We start from the raw sequence: 16,121 nt of genomic DNA on the forward strand, positions 1-16,121 counted from the left end.
TAGCCCTACAGTGCGGACATGTCCGGGCCTCTTCTCCTCCCCGCCGTCCCGGAGCCCGGCCATGGACGGCCCGGGGTTCGGCGGTGGCTTCGCCGCGCTGTTCGTGCTGGTGCTGCTGGTCGGCATCGGGTCCGCCGTCTGGCGGGCCACGACGGCGCGCCGCATCGCCCGGCGGGCCGGGCTCGACGAGCGTGACGCCGCCACGATGGCGGTGGCGACCGACGACGGCCTCGAGGCGACGTACCTCGCCGCCAGCCTGCGCGCCCGGCCGCCGCAGCCCGTCGAGCCGCGGCCGACCGCGTCCAGCGCTGACCGGCTGCGCGAGCTGCAGCGGCTGCTCGACGAGGACCTGGTGACGCAGGAGGAGTACGACGAGCGGCGCCGCGCGATCATCGACGGGATCTGACCGGCTGTGCCCGGCCTCCACGACCGCCTCCGTGCCGACCTGAGTGCCGCCCTCCGTCACCGCGACCGCGACGCGGTCCGCGTCCTGCGCACGGTCCTTGCGGCGGTCGCGAACGCCGAGGCGCAGCCGTACTCCGACGAGACGCCGACCCGCCTGCGCGCGGACGGCCCGATCGCGGGCTCCACGGGCGGGCTGGGTGCGGCAGAGGTGGCCCGACGGGACCTCGACCCCGACACCATCCTGGCGATCGTGGCAGGGGAGCGGGACGAGCGTCTGGCCGCCGCGGACGACCTCGCGGGCCGAGGGGCCTACGACGCGGCCGGAGCGCTGCTGGCGGAGGCGACCCTCCTCGAGCGCTACCTCGGCTGACCAGTCCTCGGAGATTCGCACGTGCTGGCTGCTCCCGGGCCCGTTCCCCGACGACGGCGTGCGACACGCCGGGCATCGGGCGAGCGTGCGGATCCGGTCGTGGATCGTCCGGAACGGGTCCTAGGGTTCCCGGCATGGCAATCGCACGATTCCCGAGCCTGGTCATCGACTGTCCCGACCCGGCCGCCCTCGCGACCTTCTACGGCTCGATGCTCGACTGGAAGGTCGACATCTCCGACGGCTGGGCCGAGGTCCGCGCCGACTACGGCCAGTGCATCTGCTTCCAGCAGGTCGCCGACTACACCGCCCCGGCGTGGCCCGGCCAGGCGCTGCCCCAGCAGATGCACCTCGACGTGGTCGTCGACGACCTGGACGCCGCCGAGGAGGCGGTGGTCCGCCTCGGCGGGACGAAGCACGACCACCAGCCGGGCACGAGGTTCCGGGTCTTCCTCGACCCGGCCGGGCACCCGTTCTGCCTCTGCGTGGACTGAACCCGGCGCGGGCTCAGGCGCCCGACATCACGTGCCCGTCGACCCAGGTCTCGAGCGTCGGCACGAGCAGCAGGACCAGGACCCCGGTCGCGCCCACGACGTGGATCAGGACGTTGAACCCGGGCGTGGTCTCGCCCGCCCGGTCCGCTGCGATCCAGTACGGCACGAGCACCGCGATCCCGGCGACTGCGGAACCGACGGCGACCGCCTCCCACCACGAGGCCTGCCGGAACAGGCCCCAAGTGGCGACCGTGAAGCCAGCCAGGACGATCCAGCTCCCGATGGCCGACACCGTCCAGAGGGCGCCCTTCGTCGAGACGTCCTTGCCGGCGAACATCGGGGTCAACCAGAGGTACGTCGTCCCGAACAGGAACAGCGCCACCCCGCCGAGGTTCCGGATGGTGAACATGACCGCCTCCTCACGGGTTGCTCCACCTCCAGCCTCCCGGGACGCCCGTCCCGGGGGCAGGGCCGAGGGTCGGGCGCCGTACCGGCCGATGGTCCCGGGAGGCCAGCGGTCAGGAGAAGGACGGCGGTCAGGAGAAGGACAGCAGGCCGTTGATCAGGCGGGCCCCGACGTAGCCCACCAGGAGGCCGATCAGGACGGCGACCGCGAGCTTCGAGGTGCCGCGGAGCCAGCGGTTCTCAATCCCCTCGAACAGCCGGTCGAACCAGCCGGTGCTCCTGGGCTTCTTTCCCTCGGACGCCATGCCTCCCCCTCGTGCCTCCTCCGATTCTTGCCGCCCGCGGGCGCCAAGACCAGCGCCGGCCTCAGGCTCCCGGGAAGCCGTTCAGCAGGAGGAAGAGCAGCGCCACCCCGACGAGCGCGGCCGCGAGGCCGAGCAGGACGCCGATCCCGACCGCCCGGCGTGGTGTCGAGCCGGTCCCGGTGAGCTCCGGGAGCGCGAAACCGACCAGCGCACCCACCCCCGCCATCAGCACGAGCTGGGCGGGGAGGACGAGGTTCTCGGTGGTCGGTCCGTCGAGGGCGTAGGCCACCGCGGGGAGGCTGACGATGCCGGTGGCCAGCAGGACGACCACGGCGATGCCGCGCTGCAGCCAGGCAGGGGGCCGAGCGCCGGTCATGCACGCCTCCTCGGTGGTCGACCGCCGACGACGGAGTCGACGTCGCAGCGAAAACTACCGCCGGATCACCCGTTCCGGGTGGGTGGAGCGCCGCGACGCGCGCCGTACGCTCCGCGCATGCTCATCCTGGCGCTGATCCTGTTCGGCATGCTGGTCGGCGGGGCCGCCCAGCTGATCCTGGGGCGAGAGGACGGCAAGGTGAACTGGGGCCTGGCCCTGTCCGCCGGACTCATCGGGTCCTTCGTCGGCGGACTCCTCTTCAGCCTGCTCGCCGGCGACGGGATCGCCCTGCGGCCGAGCGGCATCATCGGGTCGCTCATCGGCGCGATCCTGGTGACGTGGGGATGGCGACGCTGGTCGAGCAGGACCGCGACCAGCGGGTGACCGGGACGCGGGCCCTCAGGCGGGCCCGACCTCCTGGGCGACCAGAGCGGCCGACAGGCCGACGAACGGGAGGCCCGAGCCCGGGGTGGCGTGAGCTCCGCAGGCGTAGACGTTGGGCAGCGGCGTGCGTGGCCCCAGTCGCCGGGTGAGGGTGTTCCGGCCCTGCCAGAGCACGCCGAGCGGGGAGCCGTTCCAGTGCTCGACCTGGTCGCGGGGGGAGCGGTCGACACGGACCTCGACCTGGCGGCGTACGTCGACCCCGCGGCGCGCCAGCGCGGTCACCACGTCCTCGGCGAGCAGGCCCCGGCCGAGCAGGGTCCAGGCATGGCCGCCGTCCGGGGCGCGGCCGCCGGTGCGCAGCACCAGGGTCGGGTCGCCGTGGAAGACGGTCTCGGGCGGCAGGTCGGGCACGTCGCCCGCGAGGCCGAGGTGGCACACGACCGGTGGGATCGCAGGCGTCGTACGGCGGACGTACGGCGACAGGGCCGGCAGCAGGCGGGGGTCGACCGCGCACACCACCAGGTCGGCGTCGACGTCACCGGCGGACGTGCGGACCGCGACGGCGCGCCCGTCGCGGAGCACCAGGTCGGTGACCGCGGTGCCCGTCGACACCGCCACCCTCCGCGTGGCCAGCCGCTCGGTGAGCGCCCCGGACAGCCGGGCCATCCCGCCGGGGACGGTCCAGGCGCCGAAGTTCTGCTCGAGGTACGCCGTGGTGCCCAGCCAGGCCGGCACGTCGCGGGCGGCGTGCCCGTCGAGCGTGAACGGGTGCGTCGCGACCTGGCGCAGCCGATCGTCGCCGAGTCCCTTCCTCACCCGCCTCGCCAGGGACTCGCGGGTGAAGAGCGTCGCGGTGACCGCCTTGTCGGTGAGGCCGGGTCGCCACGGCCGCTCGAGGTAGTGCCGGCGGACCGTGTCCCACTCGTCGGCGAAGCCGGACACGTAGGCGCACCACTGCTCGCCGAGTCCCTCGCCGAGCACGTCGACCGCGGCCAGCTGGGCGGCACGTGACCCGCCGGGCAGGTCGATCGCGGTGCCGTCCGCGAACCGGTGGCCCCGCACGACCTCCTGCGGGACCAGCTCGAGCTCCCGCTCCAGGGGACGGCCGGACTTGCGGAAGAGGTCGCGCAGCACGGCCGGCAGCAGGGTCCAGGTCGGGCCGGCGTCCCAGGCGAAGCCGTCCCGCTCTACGCTCGACACCGCGCCGCCGAGGGTGTCGAGCCGCTCCAGCAGCCGCACGTCGTGGCCGAGCTTGGCCAGCCGTGCCGCGGCGGCCAGCCCGCCGAACCCGCCGCCGACCACCACCACCCGCGCCATGCGCGGAACCCTAGGTCACCCGGTCCTCAGTGGCGCACCGAGGGCGCGGGGGAGACCGGCCCGAAGCCCGCGTCGTACTCCACGTCGAGGAAGGCGTACAGCGCCGCGTTGAGCGGGGCCAGCCGCTCGCCCGGGTGCAGGGCTGCGCACGGGTCGACCTTGGCGAAGAACCCGGTCGGGGTGTCACCGATCGCCAGCACGTTGCCGGTCTCCTCGTCGGTGCGGGTGAATCGCTGCCCGTCCCAGGCCAGGGGGTAGCTGTCGGTGACGTGCAGGCTGCGGCCCTCGGAGACCGCGACCGGGCGGCCGGTGCGGACCCGGTCCATCACCGGCAGCGCGGTCTCGAGCTCCGCGACCGTGACCCCGGGATCCCGGCCGGCGATGAGGTTCGCCTGGACGAGGGTGAAGAGGTCGCGGTCGACAGCGGCGGCCACGGACGCGAGCCCCGCCGAGATCCGGGCGTTGAGCTCGGTGGGCCGGAACCCGTCGGCGGTGAGCACGCCGTCGATGCCGAACGCACCGGCATAGCCGTACGCCGCCCGCAGGTGCTCGCCCACGCGGCGTACGGCGTCCCGCATCGCCGCACGGTCTACCTCCGGCGGGTCCCAGTACGACGACAGCCCGCCGTAGGTGAACGCCCGCTCGCCCGCGTTGCGCAGGATCGCGATCTCGACCGGCCGGAACGCCGCCGTGCCGTCGGGCAGGACCATCCCATGGACCGAGCAGGGCACGCCCTCGAGGAAGGGCAGCACCCGGACCCGGTCGCAGTGGGCGGCGAAGAAGTCGTACGCCGCCGCGCGTTCGGCCGCCGTGGCCACCCAGCGGACGTAGTTGCCGCCGCCGTTGAAGCCCTCGCGGGTGTCGCCGGACCACACCACGTCGCCGCCCAGCTCGTCGCTTGCCTCGTCGAGGGCCGCCAGGTCGGCGGGGACCACTCGGCTCGGAGCGTGCTCCACCTCCGCTGCGCACCAGATCTCCTCGGCGAGGAGCTTGTCCTCGACCGCCTCGAACCGGGCCGGCCGTCCGCCGGTGACCGGACGACCCAGGACCGGCTCGTCGGTGCTGATGAACGGCGTCGTGCACCAGACGCCGCGCCGCTCCGGGTCGAACGCCTCGATCCGCTCGACCACCGACATCGGCAGCGCGCGCAGGAGCCGGTCGTGGTCGCGGAGCTCCTCGGTCACGGTGGCCCGGGCGGGTGCCTCCACGGAGACCCACTCCTCGTCCGGGACCGGTCCGGCGCCGCGGGTGGTGGCCAGGATCAGCACGGCGCTGGCGTCCGCCTCCCGCACCATGCGTGCGGCCGAGGCGAAGCCGGCCAGCACGCCGGGTCCGATCAGCACCGGCCGCCCGGCGTACAGCCCGCCGAGGTGCGCGCGGAGCTCGCGGCGGTCCGTCTCGTGGGACAGGTCCATGAGGAGACGCTACGGCCCGCGCGGCTACGCCTGCATCCGCGTTGCCGACAGGTCCGGCCGGGCCCCGATGGCCCTACAGTGAGCCCATGACGGTGCGCGTCGTCTTCGCCGACGACAACTACCTCGTCCGCGAGGGGGTCGCGGGCCTGCTGACCGAGACCGCCGAGATCGACCTGCTCGAGACGGTGGCCGACCCCGAGGCGCTGCACCGCGCCGTCGCGCTGCACAAGCCGGACGCCGTGCTCACCGACATCCGGATGCCGCCGACCTTCACCACCGAGGGGATCGACGCCGCCAAGCGGATCCGCGTGGACTTCCCGGACACGGGCGTGGTGGTGCTCTCGCAGTACGTCGAGGAGGAGTACGCCTTCGACCTCCTCTCCGAGGGCGTCGAGGGGCTGGGGTACCTGCTCAAGGAGCGGGTCACCCAGGTCGACGACCTGGTCCGGGCCCTGCACGACGTCGCCCGCGGTGGGTCGGCGCTGGACCCCAAGGTGGTCGAGGGGTTGTTGGCCCGGAAGAACAAGGAGAGCAGCTCCGCCCTGCACGGGCTGACCGAGCGCGAGCTCGAGGTGCTCCGCGAGCTGGCCACCGGCCGCAGCAACGCGGCCACGGCGAAGGCGCTGTACATGAGCGAGCGGGCGGTGGAGAAGCACGTCGGCTCGGTGTTCCAGAAGCTCGGGCTGGTCAGCGAGTCCGACACGAACCGGCGCGTGATGGCGGTCCTCGCCTACCTCGACGCGACCGGTGGTGCGGCGGCCCGGTGAGCGGGCAGCACCCCCCAGCCGTGTGGACAGCACCACTGTCCGGGAGCCCCCGGGCAAGGGACGATGACGGTCGAGGAGGTGTGCCGTGAACGAGGTGCGCGTGCTGATCGTCGACGACCAGGAGCCCTTCCGTCGGGCCATGGCTGCCGTCGTCGACGCGACCGACGGCTTCGTTGTCGTCGGCTCCGCGACCACCGGCGAGGAGTCCCTGACCGCGGTGGCCGAGCTCGCCCCCGACCTGGTGCTGATGGACGTCAACCTGCCCGGCATCGACGGCATCGAGGCGACCCGTCGGCTCGGGGCCGGCCGGGGCGGACCCGTGGTGGTCCTGCTCTCGACGTACGACGAGGACCAGGTCGACGCGGCCGGGTGCGGCGCGACGTCGTACATCCCGAAGGCGGCGTTCGGCCCGGACCGGCTAGCCGACGCCTGGGCGGACGCCCTCGGCACCCGCACCGCCGACCAGGGCTGACTCCGGCCCGGCGTCGCCGCCCCGCCCCGCGTCCCCGACCGGGACGGTCAGCACCAGCAGCTGCGCCCCGACCGAGAGCGAGCCGCCGACCGCCTCCACCCGGTCGGTGACCGCCTGCAGGTCGATGTCCGCGAGCGGCCCGGTGATCCGGAGGACCAGGTCGTCGCCCGCGTCGGCCAGGTCGACCGCCACCGGTCCGGCGCCGCCGTGCACCGCCTCGGCGCAGCAGAAGTAGACCGCCGCCTCGACCCGGGGCGGGTGCCGCCGGCCGCCGGCGCCGTCCACGTTGAACTCGGTGGCGTTCGCGGAGCGGGCCAGGAGCGAGCGCAGTGCCGGCTCCAGCCCGGATCGCGCCAGCTGGGACGGGAACACGCCGCGGGTGAGCTCCCGCAGCTGCTCCAGCGCCTCGTTGGTCCCGTCCACGAGCCGGTCCAGCCCCGGGTCGGCGCCGTCCGCGACCGCCTGCCGGGCCCGGCCGATCTCCGCCGGCAGTGCCACCAGGAAGGGCAGCACGTCCCGGGCGATCGCCGCCTCGAGCGTCCGGCGGGCGGCGTCGTCGGCCTCGATCAGTCGCAGCCGCGAGCCGGCCAGGTCGCGGGTGGTCCCGGCCAGCTCGGTCACCCGGTCCGCGAGCGCGCTGGCCAGGGAGGTGTTCCGGAACGCGACCGCGGTCTGGTCGGCCAGGGCGCCCAGCAGCCGGAGGTCCGAGGGCCGGAGGCTGCGGCCGCGGGGGAGTGCGACCGCGATCCGGCCCAGCTCGCGCCCCTCGGTGCGGACCGGGACCACGTGGTCCGGTTCCTCCTCGTGGTCCTGCCCCCACCAGCCCCAGGTGCCGGTGGCCGGTGCGCTGCCGGGCACGTCGAGGGTGGCCCGCGCGCCCCGGGCGGAGACGGCCCGCGCGGCGGCCTCGGCGACCGCGGGCAGCAGGTCGTCGGGATCGGGCGCCTCCGAGAGCCGTCGGCTGAAGTCCGCGAGCGCCTCGTAGGGCTGCGCCCGGTCGCCGTACGCCGCGCGGTCGGCCAGCCGGACCACGCTGCGCCGCAGCGGCTGGAACGCGAGCGCCACCAGCGCGGTCGCCAGCAGGGAGAGCCAGAACCCACCGGTCCGTCCCTCGACCTGGAGCCCGGTGACCACGACCAGGGTGGTGTAGCCGACGGCCGCGAACGCCGTCCCGACCACGACGACCACCGTGCGGTTGATGATCACGTCGAGGTCGTAGAGCCGGTAGCGCAGCACCGCGACCGCGAACAGGATCGGCATCAGGAAGAACGCGACGTACAGCGGCACCCCCGTGTACCACGTCTGGTGGCCCCCGTTGAGCGCCTGCCCGACGAACAGGTTGACCAGCCCGGCCGCGGCGAGGGCGGCGGACAGGGCGATCAGCCGCAGCTGCTGCCGCTCCTCGCCGGCACTGCCGCGCAGCCGGCGGACCATCGACACCAGGGAGAGCACGACGCCGATGCTGATCAGCATGAAGCCGATGCTGGCCACGACCACCCGTACCGGCCCGACCCGGTCGTCGGCGTTGACCAGGTCGAAGTCGGTGGGGTTCACGGTCAGCAGCGTGCCCAGGCAGAGCACCGCACCGACCCCCGGCACCAGCGCGACGTGCCGCCAGCGGCGGGAGAGGAACCGGCCGTCCGGGGAGAGGAGGTACATGAAGGCGAGCAGGGCGATCGAGATCTGCCCACCGACCAGCTGGGAGACCCAGGCCGAGGCGCTGCCGAGCGCGTGCGAGCCGGGCCCGTCCTCCTCGAGGACCCAGTAGGCCCAGGCCTCGGTGAGCACGGAGACCGAGGTGAGGAAGCCGATCGCCGCGAGCAGCCAGCCGATCGGGTGCCGCTCGTAGCGGGAGACGATCAACGCACCCATGAGGGAGGAGCCGAGGCAGGCTCCGTGGACGAACGGGAACCCGTGGATGGCGACGCCGGTCTCCGAGAGCAGCGGGACGGCCTGGGCGGCCACCACGACGTCGATCCCGACCAGCACGGCCGCGACGACGGCACCGGCCCACGCGATGCGCACCAGCACGTCAGCCACCACCCTCGGCGGCGACCAGGGACCGGGCCGGGATGACCGCGCGCACCCGGGCCCCGCCGCCCGGCACCGCCTCGAACGCCAGGCTCCCGCCCACCGAGTCCACCCGGTCCCGCATGTTCGCCAGCCCGGAGCCGGCGGTGACCGAGGCGGGGTCGAAGCCGGACCCGTCGTCCTCGACGGTCACCACGAGCGACTCGGGACCGCCGTCGACCTCCACCCGGACCAGGGAGGGGCCGGCGTGCTTGGCGGCGTTCTGGATCGCCTCCAGGCAGCAGAAGTACGCCGCCGCCTCGACGCCGGGCGGGTACCTCCCGGCGCCACGCTCCACGACCTCGACCGGACCGCCGCCGGCGACGGCCCGCAACGCCGCCGCCACCCCGCGCTCCTCGAGCAGCGGCGGGTAGATCCCCCGGGAGAGCTGCACCAGCGTCGCGACCGCGTCCGCCGCGGCGTCCTCCTGCGCGGCCAGCAGGGGCTCCGCCCGCTCCGGCGCGGTCGCGGCCAGGCTCGCGGACAGCCGCAGGTTCACTGCCAGGGCGACGAGGTGCTGCTGGGCGCCGTCGTGGATGTCCCGCTCCAGGCGCCGTCGGGCCGCGTCCTGCGCGTCGACCAGCCGCTCCCGGGAGACCCGGAGCTCGGCCTCGCGGGCCGAGAGGTCCGCCAGCCGCTGCTCGAGCGCCGCGCGGAGCCGGGCCCCGCGCAGCACCAGCCCGGCCTGGCTGGCCAGGCCCGTGAAGAGCCGCATCTCGACGGGGGTGAGCGGGATGCCCGGCCGCTCGCGGAGGACCAGCTCGCCGAGCTGCTCGTCGCCGTGGCGCACCGCGAGGCGCCGGACCGGCGCCGTGGGGTCCGAGCCCTCTTGACCGGCAGCATCGGTCGCGTCGGGAGGCCAGGTCGCAGCGGGCACGGAGCGGTCGCCCACGACCACCCGGACCTGGGCCCAGGCGGCGCCGGTGCCGTCGGCGAGGAGCCGCGCCATCCGCAGCGTCAGGTCCTCGGCCGGGCGGCTGTCCGCGACCACGCCCGCGAACCGGCGCAGTGCGTCGTAGGGCTGGAGCCGATTGCCGGCCACCACCCATGACGCGAACCGCTGGACCCGGGTCAGCACCGGGTCGAACCCCAGCGCCACCACGGCGGTCGCCAGCACCGACAGACCGACGTTCGGCGTCTGCGTGTCCCCGAGCAGCAGCCCGCCGCCGACCACCACGACCACGTAGGCCAGCACCACGAAGCCGACCAGCCCGGCGCACACGAGGGCGAACCAGATCCGCTCGCGTCGGGTGCGGCGCACCGCCGGGAGCAACCTCATCCCAGCAGTGTGCTCGCACCCGGGCCCGCCCGGGGAGGGTGCTGACCCCACCCCGGGGGTGGGGCTGCCCGTACGGGCCAGCCCCCGCACCCCTGCGGCCAGCGCCGCCGGCGGTGCGGCCCGCCCGATCGTCGCCGGCCGCCGTTTCAGGTGTTCTCGAAGGACACCGCCCGGACGGGGCGGACGCCCACCAAGGAGAAACCCGAGATGTCCCTCACCACCACCCTTTCCCCGCAGCAGGCCACCTTCCCCGGCACCCCGGCTCCGGCGGCCCGCGCCGTCGGCGTCACCAAGCAGTACGGCGCCGGGGACGCCACCGTGGCAGCGCTCGACGACGTCAGCGTCGACCTGGACCGTGGCCGCTTCACCGCGATCATGGGCCCGTCGGGCTCCGGCAAGTCGACGCTGCTGCACATGCTCGCCGGTCTCGACCGGCCGACGTCGGGGGAGGTGTACCTCGGCGACACCGAGATCACCTCCCTGCGCGACAAGCGGTTGACGATGCTGCGCCGCGACCGGATCGGCTTCATCTTCCAGTCGTTCAACCTGCTCCCGACCATGACCGCGGCCGAGAACATCGTGCTGCCCATGCGGATCGCCGGCCGTCGGCCGGACCCGGACTGGGTGGCCGCGATCGTCCAGACCGTCGGGCTCGACGGCCGGCTCGGGCACCGCCCGTCGCAGCTCTCGGGCGGCCAGCAGCAGCGGGTCGCCGCGGCCCGGGCGCTCGCCTCCCGGCCCGAGATCGTCTTCGCGGACGAGCCCACCGGTGCCCTCGACTCCCGGTCCGGGACCGAGCTGCTCCGCTTCCTCCGCACCGCGGTGGACGAGCTCGCCCAGACCGTGGTGATGGTCACCCACGACCCGACCGCTGCGGCGTACGCCGACCGGGTCCTCTTCCTCGCCGACGGCCACATCGTCGACGAGATGCACGACCCCTCCGCCGAGGCCGTCCTCGACTACATGAAGAACCTGGGAGCCTGACGATGTTGACCGCAACCTTTCGAAGCATGGTGGCGCACAAGCTGCGCCTGCTTCTCACGACGGCGTCGATCGCGCTCGGCGTCGCCCTGCTCGCCGGGACTCTGATCCTCACCAACACGATGGGGATCGCCTTCGACATGCTGTTCGGCAAGATCGGCTCGGGCACCGACACCGTGGTCCGCGCCGAGGCGCCGTTCACCCAGACCGAGGGCGTCGGCACCAACCGCGGCCCGATCGCCGCGTCCGTCCTCGACCAGGTGAAGAAGGTCGACGGCGTCCGCGCCGCCGAGGGCACGGTGCAGGGGTACGCCCTGCTGACCGACACCCACGGCAAGGCGATCACCACCAACGGTGGCGCCCCGACCAACGGCTACAGCATGCCCTCCGACGAGGAGCTCCGCGGCGACGTCGAGCTGCTCAGCGGGCACGCACCGACCAACGCGCACGAGGTCGCCATCGACGCCACCAGTGCCGAGGACCACGACATCGCGCTCGGCTCCTCGATCAAGGTCCTGTTCCAGGGCCCGACCCAGGAGTTCACGGTCGTCGGCACCATCGGCTACGGCGACGGGATCAAGGACCTCGGCGGCACCACGTCGGCGTACTTCGACCCGGCGACCGCGCAGAAGGTGCTCGGCACCCCCGGCGCGTTCGACCAGATCAACGTGAGCGCCGCGGACGGCGTCAGCCAGGCCGAGCTCGCCGACCGGATCTCCGACGTGATCCCCGCCGGCACCGAGGCCGTGACCGGCAAGGCGGTCGCCGAGGAGAACGCCGACGCGACGAAGCAGAACTTCTCGATCGTCGGGATCCTGTTCGGCATCTTCGCCGGCATCGCCCTGTTCGTGGGTTCCTTCATCATCTGGAACACCTTCACGATGACCGTCACCCAGCGGTCGCGGGAGATCGCGCTGCTGCGGGCGATCGGCGCCCGGCGCCGCCAGGTCATGAGCAGCCTGCTGCTCGAGGCCCTCGGGCTCGGCCTGTTCGCCTCGGCCGTCGGCTTCGGGCTCGGGATCGGGGTCGCCAAGGGCCTGAAGTGGCTGATGGACGCCGTCGGCTTCGCGCTGCCGTTCACCTCGCTGCAGATCGAGGCCAGCCAGGTCTGGATCTCCCTCGCGGTCGGTGTCGGCGTCACCGTCGTCGCCGCGCTGGTCCCGGCCCGCCGCGCCACCAAGGTGCTGCCGATCGAGGCGCTGCGCGAGTCCACCCCGGGCGCCGAGAAGTCCTCGAAGCTGCGGGCCGTGATCGGGCTCGCCGTCATCGCCGCCGGTGCGGGAGCCCTGTGGGCCTCGCTGTACGCCGACGGCGGGATGAAGCTGTTCGGCCTGGGCCTCGGGGCCGCCATGGTGGGCGTGATCATCGCGCTGCCGGTCGCGGTGCGGCCGCTGGCGGCGGCGATCGCCACCCCGCTGCGGCTGCGCGGGCTCCCCGGCGAGCTGGCCAAGCAGAACGCGGCGCGCAACCCGCGCCGTACCTCCGCCACCGCGGCGGCCCTGATGATCGGCCTCACCCTGGTCGTGAGCATGGGCGTGTTCGCCTCGTCCCTGAAGGCGTCGTTCGGCGACGTCCTCTCGGACCGGGTCGACGCGGACCTGTACGTCGTCACCTCCAGCGCGCAGGCGCCGGGCTACAGCCCGTCCGTCCTGGCCGCGGTGAAGGGCGTCGACGGCGTGGACGAGGTGTCGGCCAACGGCTGGGGACAGGCCCGCTTCGACGGCCAGGACTCGGGCTTCTCCTCGATCGACCCGGGCAATGCCGACGAGGTGCTGGCCCTCAACGTGGAGAAGGGCTCGCTCGCGGACCTCGGGAAGGACGACGTCATGGTCGCGCGGTCCGCCGCGAAGGAGCACGGCTGGAAGGTCGGCGACACCGTGACCGCGGAGTTCGCCGAGTCCGGGAAGCACCAGCTGCACGTGGCCGCGGTCTACGAGGGCAAGGGCTGGATCAGCGACGACTTCGTCGTGAGCCGCGCTGCCCAGGAGGCCCTGGCCGGTCCGCAGCTCGTGTCGAACGCGTTCGTCACGATCGACGCGGGCGCCGACCGGGCCGAGGTCCAGGACGCCATCGCGGCGGCCCTGGCCGACCACCCGGACGCCAAGGTGCTGGACCGGGCCGGCTTCGAGAAGGAGGCCAGCGGGTTCATCGACCAGCTGCTCACCTTCATGACGGTGATGCTGGCCCTGGCCGTGATGATCGCCCTGCTGGGCATCGTCAACACCCTGGCCCTGTCGGTCTTCGAGCGCACCCGTGAGCTCGGCCTGCTTCGCGCGGTCGGCATGACCCGCAGCCAGGTCCGCGCCATGGTCCGCTGGGAGTCCGCGGTGATCTCGCTGATCGGCGCCGTGAGCGGTGCCGCCCTCGGGATCGGCATCGGGCTGGCGATGTCGCAGATCCTCAAGGACGAGGGGATCAAGTCGATCTCGATCCCCGTGCTCCAGATCGCGGTGTACGTCGCCGTCGCCGCAGCTGCGGGCGTCCTCGCGGCGGTCGGCCCGGCCCGCTCGGCGGCCAAGGTCGACGTCCTCAAGGCGGTGGTCACCGACTGACCGTCCCTCCGGCAGACGGCCCGGCGGCTCCTCGGGGAGCCGCCGGGCCGTCGTCGTGCGTGGGCAGGCGAGGAGCGCGCATCGGTGCGGCAGCCGTCTCGCGTCGGCGGTACCGGCGGGCGATCCGTGCAGAGATCACGCGAGGTCGGCCGGGCAGCATGCGTTGTGCACGGATCGCCGCTGGTGTCTGTCGTACGGCTGCAATTGCGCGGTTGTGACAGTGCGCCGGCCCGACCGCCATGCCACGCGGCTGCAATTGCGGTCGTATGACACGAGATCGCGTTCTGGACATGTCACGCGGCCGCAATTGCGCCCGTATGACACGAGATGACACTCTCGATCTGTCGTACGGCTGCAATTGCGGGCTTGCGGCCACGGCCCGGCGGCGGCCCGCCACACCGGCCGCACCTTCCCCTTCACCCGGGCGCCGGCGCCCGGGTCCGCCACCGCCGCCACCCGCGCCGCACCAGCCGGGCCAGCGCGTAGAGCACCACCAGCCCCACGACCAGCAGCACGCCCGCGACCACCGCGGCCGCGACCGGGTGCTCGACCGCGAACCACATGACGCCGAGCACGGCGAGGTCCTCGACCAGCGAGGCGCTGATGTTGGTGACCGGCTCGGGAGAGGTGTTCAGCGCCAGCCGGCTGCCCATCTTCACCGAGTGCGAGGCCAGCGCGGCCCCGCCGCCGACCACCGCCGCCACCACCTCGTTGAGCGAGTCGGCCTGGCCCGCGATGAGGATGCCGACGACCGCGCCGACGGTCGGGCGGATCGCGGTGGAGATCGCGTCCCAGGTGGAGTCGACGTACGGGATCTTGTCGGCCACGAACTCCATCGCGAACATGAACCCCGCCGCCGCGAGGACGGGCCAGGAGCCGAGCACGTCGGGGATCGCCTCGACGTCCTCGACCCGGTCGGCGACACCGAGCACCAGCAGCACGAGGTACGCGTTGACGCCGCTCGCCCAGCCGCTGGAGAAGACCAGCGCGAGCGACTCCATCAGGCCCGGCCCCAGGTGACGGCCGCGGCCACGGCCGGGTCGCCGTCGGTGCGCAGCTCGTCGTCGGGGCGGGCGCCGAGGGCGGCGTTGACGGTCGAGAACGCCATCCGGAGCGCGACGTACGTCGTGATCGCGAGCACCTGCGGGTCGTCGTACCCGACGGCTCGCAGCGCCGCGACGTCCGACGCGGTGGTGCTGTTGGGGTCGCGGGCGACCTTGCGCGCCCACGCTGCCAGCGCACGCTCCCGCTCGTCGTCGAGTCCGCCGTCGTCACCGGTGAGCACGCCGGCCGCGGTGCCGCCGTCGGAGGCCCTCGCCAGCCGGTTGCCCCAGGCCAGCGAGCAGTAGGAGTCGCCGTACGTCGACGCGGTCGCCGAGACGAGGATGCCGCGGTCGCGGAAGCTCAGTCCGGCCAGCTCGGTCATCGCCAGCAGCTGCGCCGAGAGCGCGTCCTGGGCCGAGGGGTGGTGGCCCCAGACGCGCGAGAGGTTCATGACATATCCGTTGTCGGCGACGTCGGACTCGTAGAGCGCCGTGACGTCCGGGGTCGGGCCGGGCTCGGAGAGGAAGGTGCGCGACATGGCCCGACAGTACGGCGGGCGGTCAGCCTCCGTCGATGATCCGCTGGAGGGTCTCGGGGTCCCGGGCGACCACGGCGGTGCCGTCGTCGAGGGTGATGATCGGCCGCTGGATCAGCTTCGGGTGCTCGACCAGCGCGGCCACCCAGTCGGCACGGTGGCCCTCGTCCTTCGGTACGTCGCGGAGCCCGATCTCCTTGGCGACCGGCTCGTTCATCCGGGCGATGTCCCACGGCTCCAGGCCCAGCCGGGCGAGCACGCTCTCGAGCTCGGCGGTGGTCGGCGGCTGGTCGAGGTAGCGACGCTGGGTGTACGCCGTCCCGGCCTCGTCCAGCGCCCCCACCGCGGTGCGGCACTTCGAGCAGGCGGGGTTGATCCAGACCTCCACGTCACTCCACCTCGATCTCGGTCGCGCCGGTCATCGCGAGCAGCTCGTCGCACGTCGTGCTGAACACCGCCGCCGGGTGGCCGGCCGCCGCCCACACCACCGGGTGCCGGCGCAGCCACGGGTCGACGTACGTCGGGACCGGCTCGGGGTGCGCGAACGGCGACACCCCGCCGATCACCTGGCCGGTGTGCCGGCGCACGAAGTCCTTGTCGGCCCGCTTCAGCGGCCCGGTGGTGCCGGCAACCTTGGCGGTGTCGACCCGGTGTGCGCCGGAGGTGAGGATCAGCACCGGCGTCCCGTCGGAGTCGAACAGCAGGCTGTTCGCGATCGCGCCGACCTCGCAGCCGAGCGCCTCCGCGGCCAGCGCGGCGGTGTGCACGGAGTCGGGCAGGACGACGATCTCGCCGGTCCCGCCGCGGGCGGCCAGCTCGGCCCGGAAACGGGTGATCGCGGGGTGCTCTGCGGGCATGCTGGCGAGGCTAGCGGGTGTCGGTGACGCGCTCCCCGCCCGGCCCGCGGAACGTGACGGACCACGCCATCCGGGTCAGGGTGGCGAGGTCCTCCT

General features: G+C 73.7%; 19 protein-coding genes. 8 read left to right on the forward strand and 11 right to left on the reverse strand.

What is annotated here, in order from left to right:
• Positions 1-61 precede the first annotated feature (61 nt).
• From EKO23_RS11940 to EKO23_RS11950, 3 genes are all read left to right on the forward strand, one after another.
• Positions 62-406, forward strand: a complete 345-nt coding sequence (locus tag EKO23_RS11940; RefSeq protein WP_134717516.1) for an SHOCT domain-containing protein — start codon at positions 62-64, stop codon at positions 404-406.
• Between the two features lie 6 nt (positions 407-412).
• A complete protein-coding gene (locus EKO23_RS11945) occupies positions 413-775 on the forward strand; it encodes a GatB/YqeY domain-containing protein (RefSeq protein ID WP_217702588.1) in 363 nt (120 codons plus the stop codon).
• Positions 776-909: 134 nt separating this feature from the next.
• A complete protein-coding gene (locus EKO23_RS11950; RefSeq protein ID WP_134717518.1) occupies positions 910-1,266 on the forward strand; it encodes a VOC family protein in 357 nt (118 codons plus the stop codon).
• Between the two features lie 13 nt (positions 1,267-1,279).
• Here EKO23_RS11950 and EKO23_RS11955 read toward each other — a convergent pair whose 3' ends face one another.
• The 3 genes from EKO23_RS11955 to EKO23_RS11960 form a co-directional block, all read right to left on the reverse strand.
• Complete coding sequence (locus EKO23_RS11955) at positions 1,280-1,675, reverse strand: hypothetical protein (RefSeq protein WP_134717520.1); 396 nt, start codon at positions 1,673-1,675, stop codon at positions 1,280-1,282.
• Between the two features lie 127 nt (positions 1,676-1,802).
• Positions 1,803-1,976, reverse strand: a complete 174-nt coding sequence (locus tag EKO23_RS25255; RefSeq protein WP_167880432.1) for a hypothetical protein — start codon at positions 1,974-1,976, stop codon at positions 1,803-1,805.
• Between the two features lie 61 nt (positions 1,977-2,037).
• Positions 2,038-2,352 carry a hypothetical protein gene (locus EKO23_RS11960; RefSeq protein ID WP_134717522.1) on the reverse strand — a complete coding sequence of 105 codons (315 nt, stop codon included), beginning with the start codon at positions 2,350-2,352 and terminating at the stop codon, positions 2,038-2,040.
• Between the two features lie 117 nt (positions 2,353-2,469).
• On the opposite strand from EKO23_RS11960, the gene EKO23_RS11965 reads away from it, so the two are divergent.
• On the forward strand, positions 2,470-2,736 hold the full coding sequence (locus EKO23_RS11965) for a GlsB/YeaQ/YmgE family stress response membrane protein (protein WP_134717524.1): 267 nt from the start codon (positions 2,470-2,472) through the stop codon (positions 2,734-2,736).
• 15 nt (positions 2,737-2,751) lie between these two features.
• Here the strand turns inward: EKO23_RS11965 and EKO23_RS11970 are convergent, their stop codons facing one another.
• The gene (locus tag EKO23_RS11970) at positions 2,752-4,053 is read right to left on the reverse strand and encodes a phytoene desaturase family protein (protein WP_134717526.1); all 1,302 of its coding nucleotides are present in this window, start codon (positions 4,051-4,053) and stop codon (positions 2,752-2,754) included.
• 26 nt (positions 4,054-4,079) lie between these two features.
• Entirely contained in the window at positions 4,080-5,468 is a 1,389-nt protein-coding gene (locus tag EKO23_RS11975) for a hypothetical protein (RefSeq protein WP_134717528.1), read from the reverse strand.
• 86 nt (positions 5,469-5,554) lie between these two features.
• On the opposite strand from EKO23_RS11975, the gene EKO23_RS11980 reads away from it, so the two are divergent.
• Together EKO23_RS11980 and EKO23_RS11985 are read left to right on the forward strand one after the other, a co-directional pair.
• The gene (locus EKO23_RS11980; protein ID WP_134717530.1) at positions 5,555-6,235 is read left to right on the forward strand and encodes a response regulator transcription factor; all 681 of its coding nucleotides are present in this window, start codon (positions 5,555-5,557) and stop codon (positions 6,233-6,235) included.
• Between the two features lie 85 nt (positions 6,236-6,320).
• Entirely contained in the window at positions 6,321-6,707 is a 387-nt protein-coding gene (locus tag EKO23_RS11985; RefSeq protein WP_217702589.1) for a response regulator, read from the forward strand.
• Here EKO23_RS11985 and EKO23_RS11990 read toward each other — a convergent pair.
• Complete coding sequence (locus EKO23_RS11990) at positions 6,654-8,738, reverse strand: GAF domain-containing sensor histidine kinase (RefSeq protein ID WP_134717532.1); 2,085 nt, start codon at positions 8,736-8,738, stop codon at positions 6,654-6,656. The two genes, EKO23_RS11985 and EKO23_RS11990, sit on opposite strands and share 54 nt — an antisense overlap.
• A gap of 1 nt (position 8,739) precedes the next feature.
• Positions 8,740-10,056 (reverse strand): sensor histidine kinase, encoded by a 1,317-nt coding sequence (locus EKO23_RS11995; protein WP_134717534.1) that lies wholly within the window; start codon positions 10,054-10,056, stop codon positions 8,740-8,742.
• Between the two features lie 207 nt (positions 10,057-10,263).
• On the opposite strand from EKO23_RS11995, the gene EKO23_RS12000 reads away from it, so the two are divergent.
• Positions 10,264-11,040, forward strand: coding sequence for an ABC transporter ATP-binding protein (locus tag EKO23_RS12000; protein WP_134717536.1), 777 nt, complete (start codon positions 10,264-10,266; stop codon positions 11,038-11,040).
• Between the two features lie 26 nt (positions 11,041-11,066).
• A complete protein-coding gene (locus tag EKO23_RS12005; RefSeq protein WP_167880433.1) occupies positions 11,067-13,589 on the forward strand; it encodes an ABC transporter permease in 2,523 nt (840 codons plus the stop codon).
• A 416-nt stretch (positions 13,590-14,005) separates the two neighbouring features.
• On the opposite strand, the gene EKO23_RS12010 is transcribed toward EKO23_RS12005, so the two are convergent.
• From EKO23_RS12010 to EKO23_RS12025, 4 genes are read right to left on the reverse strand one after another with little or no spacing between them, the layout of a single operon-like run.
• Positions 14,006-14,590, reverse strand: coding sequence for a DUF4126 domain-containing protein (locus EKO23_RS12010; protein WP_134717540.1), 585 nt, complete (start codon positions 14,588-14,590; stop codon positions 14,006-14,008).
• Positions 14,590-15,171 carry a carboxymuconolactone decarboxylase family protein gene (locus EKO23_RS12015; protein ID WP_134717542.1) on the reverse strand — a complete coding sequence of 194 codons (582 nt, stop codon included), beginning with the start codon at positions 15,169-15,171 and terminating at the stop codon, positions 14,590-14,592. Before EKO23_RS12015 ends, EKO23_RS12010 begins: the two co-directional genes overlap by 1 nt.
• Before the next feature lie 22 nt (positions 15,172-15,193).
• Complete coding sequence (locus EKO23_RS12020; protein ID WP_134717544.1) at positions 15,194-15,556, reverse strand: ArsC/Spx/MgsR family protein; 363 nt, start codon at positions 15,554-15,556, stop codon at positions 15,194-15,196.
• A 1-nt stretch (position 15,557) separates the two neighbouring features.
• A complete protein-coding gene (locus tag EKO23_RS12025; protein WP_134717546.1) occupies positions 15,558-16,025 on the reverse strand; it encodes a YbaK/EbsC family protein in 468 nt (155 codons plus the stop codon).
• Positions 16,026-16,121: the final 96 nt, after the last annotated feature.

The organism is Nocardioides guangzhouensis (genome assembly GCF_004519545.1).
In the GTDB taxonomy this organism is placed as follows: domain Bacteria; phylum Actinomycetota; class Actinomycetes; order Propionibacteriales; family Nocardioidaceae; genus Nocardioides; species Nocardioides guangzhouensis.

Bases quoted from the DNA above. Each gene is read 5' to 3' on its own strand.
- EKO23_RS11940 (WP_134717516.1), top strand. From the start codon at position 62: ATGGACGGCCCGGGGTTCGGCGGTGGCTTCGCCGCGCTGTTCGTGCTG.
- EKO23_RS11950 (WP_134717518.1), top strand. From the start codon at position 910: ATGGCAATCGCACGATTCCCGAGCCTGGTCATCGACTGTCCCGACCCG.
- EKO23_RS11955 (WP_134717520.1), bottom strand. From the start codon at position 1,675: ATGTTCACCATCCGGAACCTCGGCGGGGTGGCGCTGTTCCTGTTCGGG.
- EKO23_RS25255 (WP_167880432.1), bottom strand. From the start codon at position 1,976: ATGGCGTCCGAGGGAAAGAAGCCCAGGAGCACCGGCTGGTTCGACCGG.
- EKO23_RS11960 (WP_134717522.1), bottom strand. From the start codon at position 2,352: ATGACCGGCGCTCGGCCCCCTGCCTGGCTGCAGCGCGGCATCGCCGTG.
- EKO23_RS11965 (WP_134717524.1), top strand. From the start codon at position 2,470: ATGCTCATCCTGGCGCTGATCCTGTTCGGCATGCTGGTCGGCGGGGCC.
- EKO23_RS11970 (WP_134717526.1), bottom strand. From the start codon at position 4,053: ATGGCGCGGGTGGTGGTGGTCGGCGGCGGGTTCGGCGGGCTGGCCGCC.
- EKO23_RS11975 (WP_134717528.1), bottom strand. From the start codon at position 5,468: ATGGACCTGTCCCACGAGACGGACCGCCGCGAGCTCCGCGCGCACCTC.
- EKO23_RS11980 (WP_134717530.1), top strand. From the start codon at position 5,555: ATGACGGTGCGCGTCGTCTTCGCCGACGACAACTACCTCGTCCGCGAG.
- EKO23_RS11995 (WP_134717534.1), bottom strand. From the start codon at position 10,056: ATGAGGTTGCTCCCGGCGGTGCGCCGCACCCGACGCGAGCGGATCTGG.
- EKO23_RS12000 (WP_134717536.1), top strand. From the start codon at position 10,264: ATGTCCCTCACCACCACCCTTTCCCCGCAGCAGGCCACCTTCCCCGGC.
- EKO23_RS12005 (WP_167880433.1), top strand. From the start codon at position 11,067: ATGGTGGCGCACAAGCTGCGCCTGCTTCTCACGACGGCGTCGATCGCG.
- EKO23_RS12010 (WP_134717540.1), bottom strand. From the start codon at position 14,590: ATGGAGTCGCTCGCGCTGGTCTTCTCCAGCGGCTGGGCGAGCGGCGTC.
- EKO23_RS12015 (WP_134717542.1), bottom strand. From the start codon at position 15,171: ATGTCGCGCACCTTCCTCTCCGAGCCCGGCCCGACCCCGGACGTCACG.
- EKO23_RS12025 (WP_134717546.1), bottom strand. From the start codon at position 16,025: ATGCCCGCAGAGCACCCCGCGATCACCCGTTTCCGGGCCGAGCTGGCC.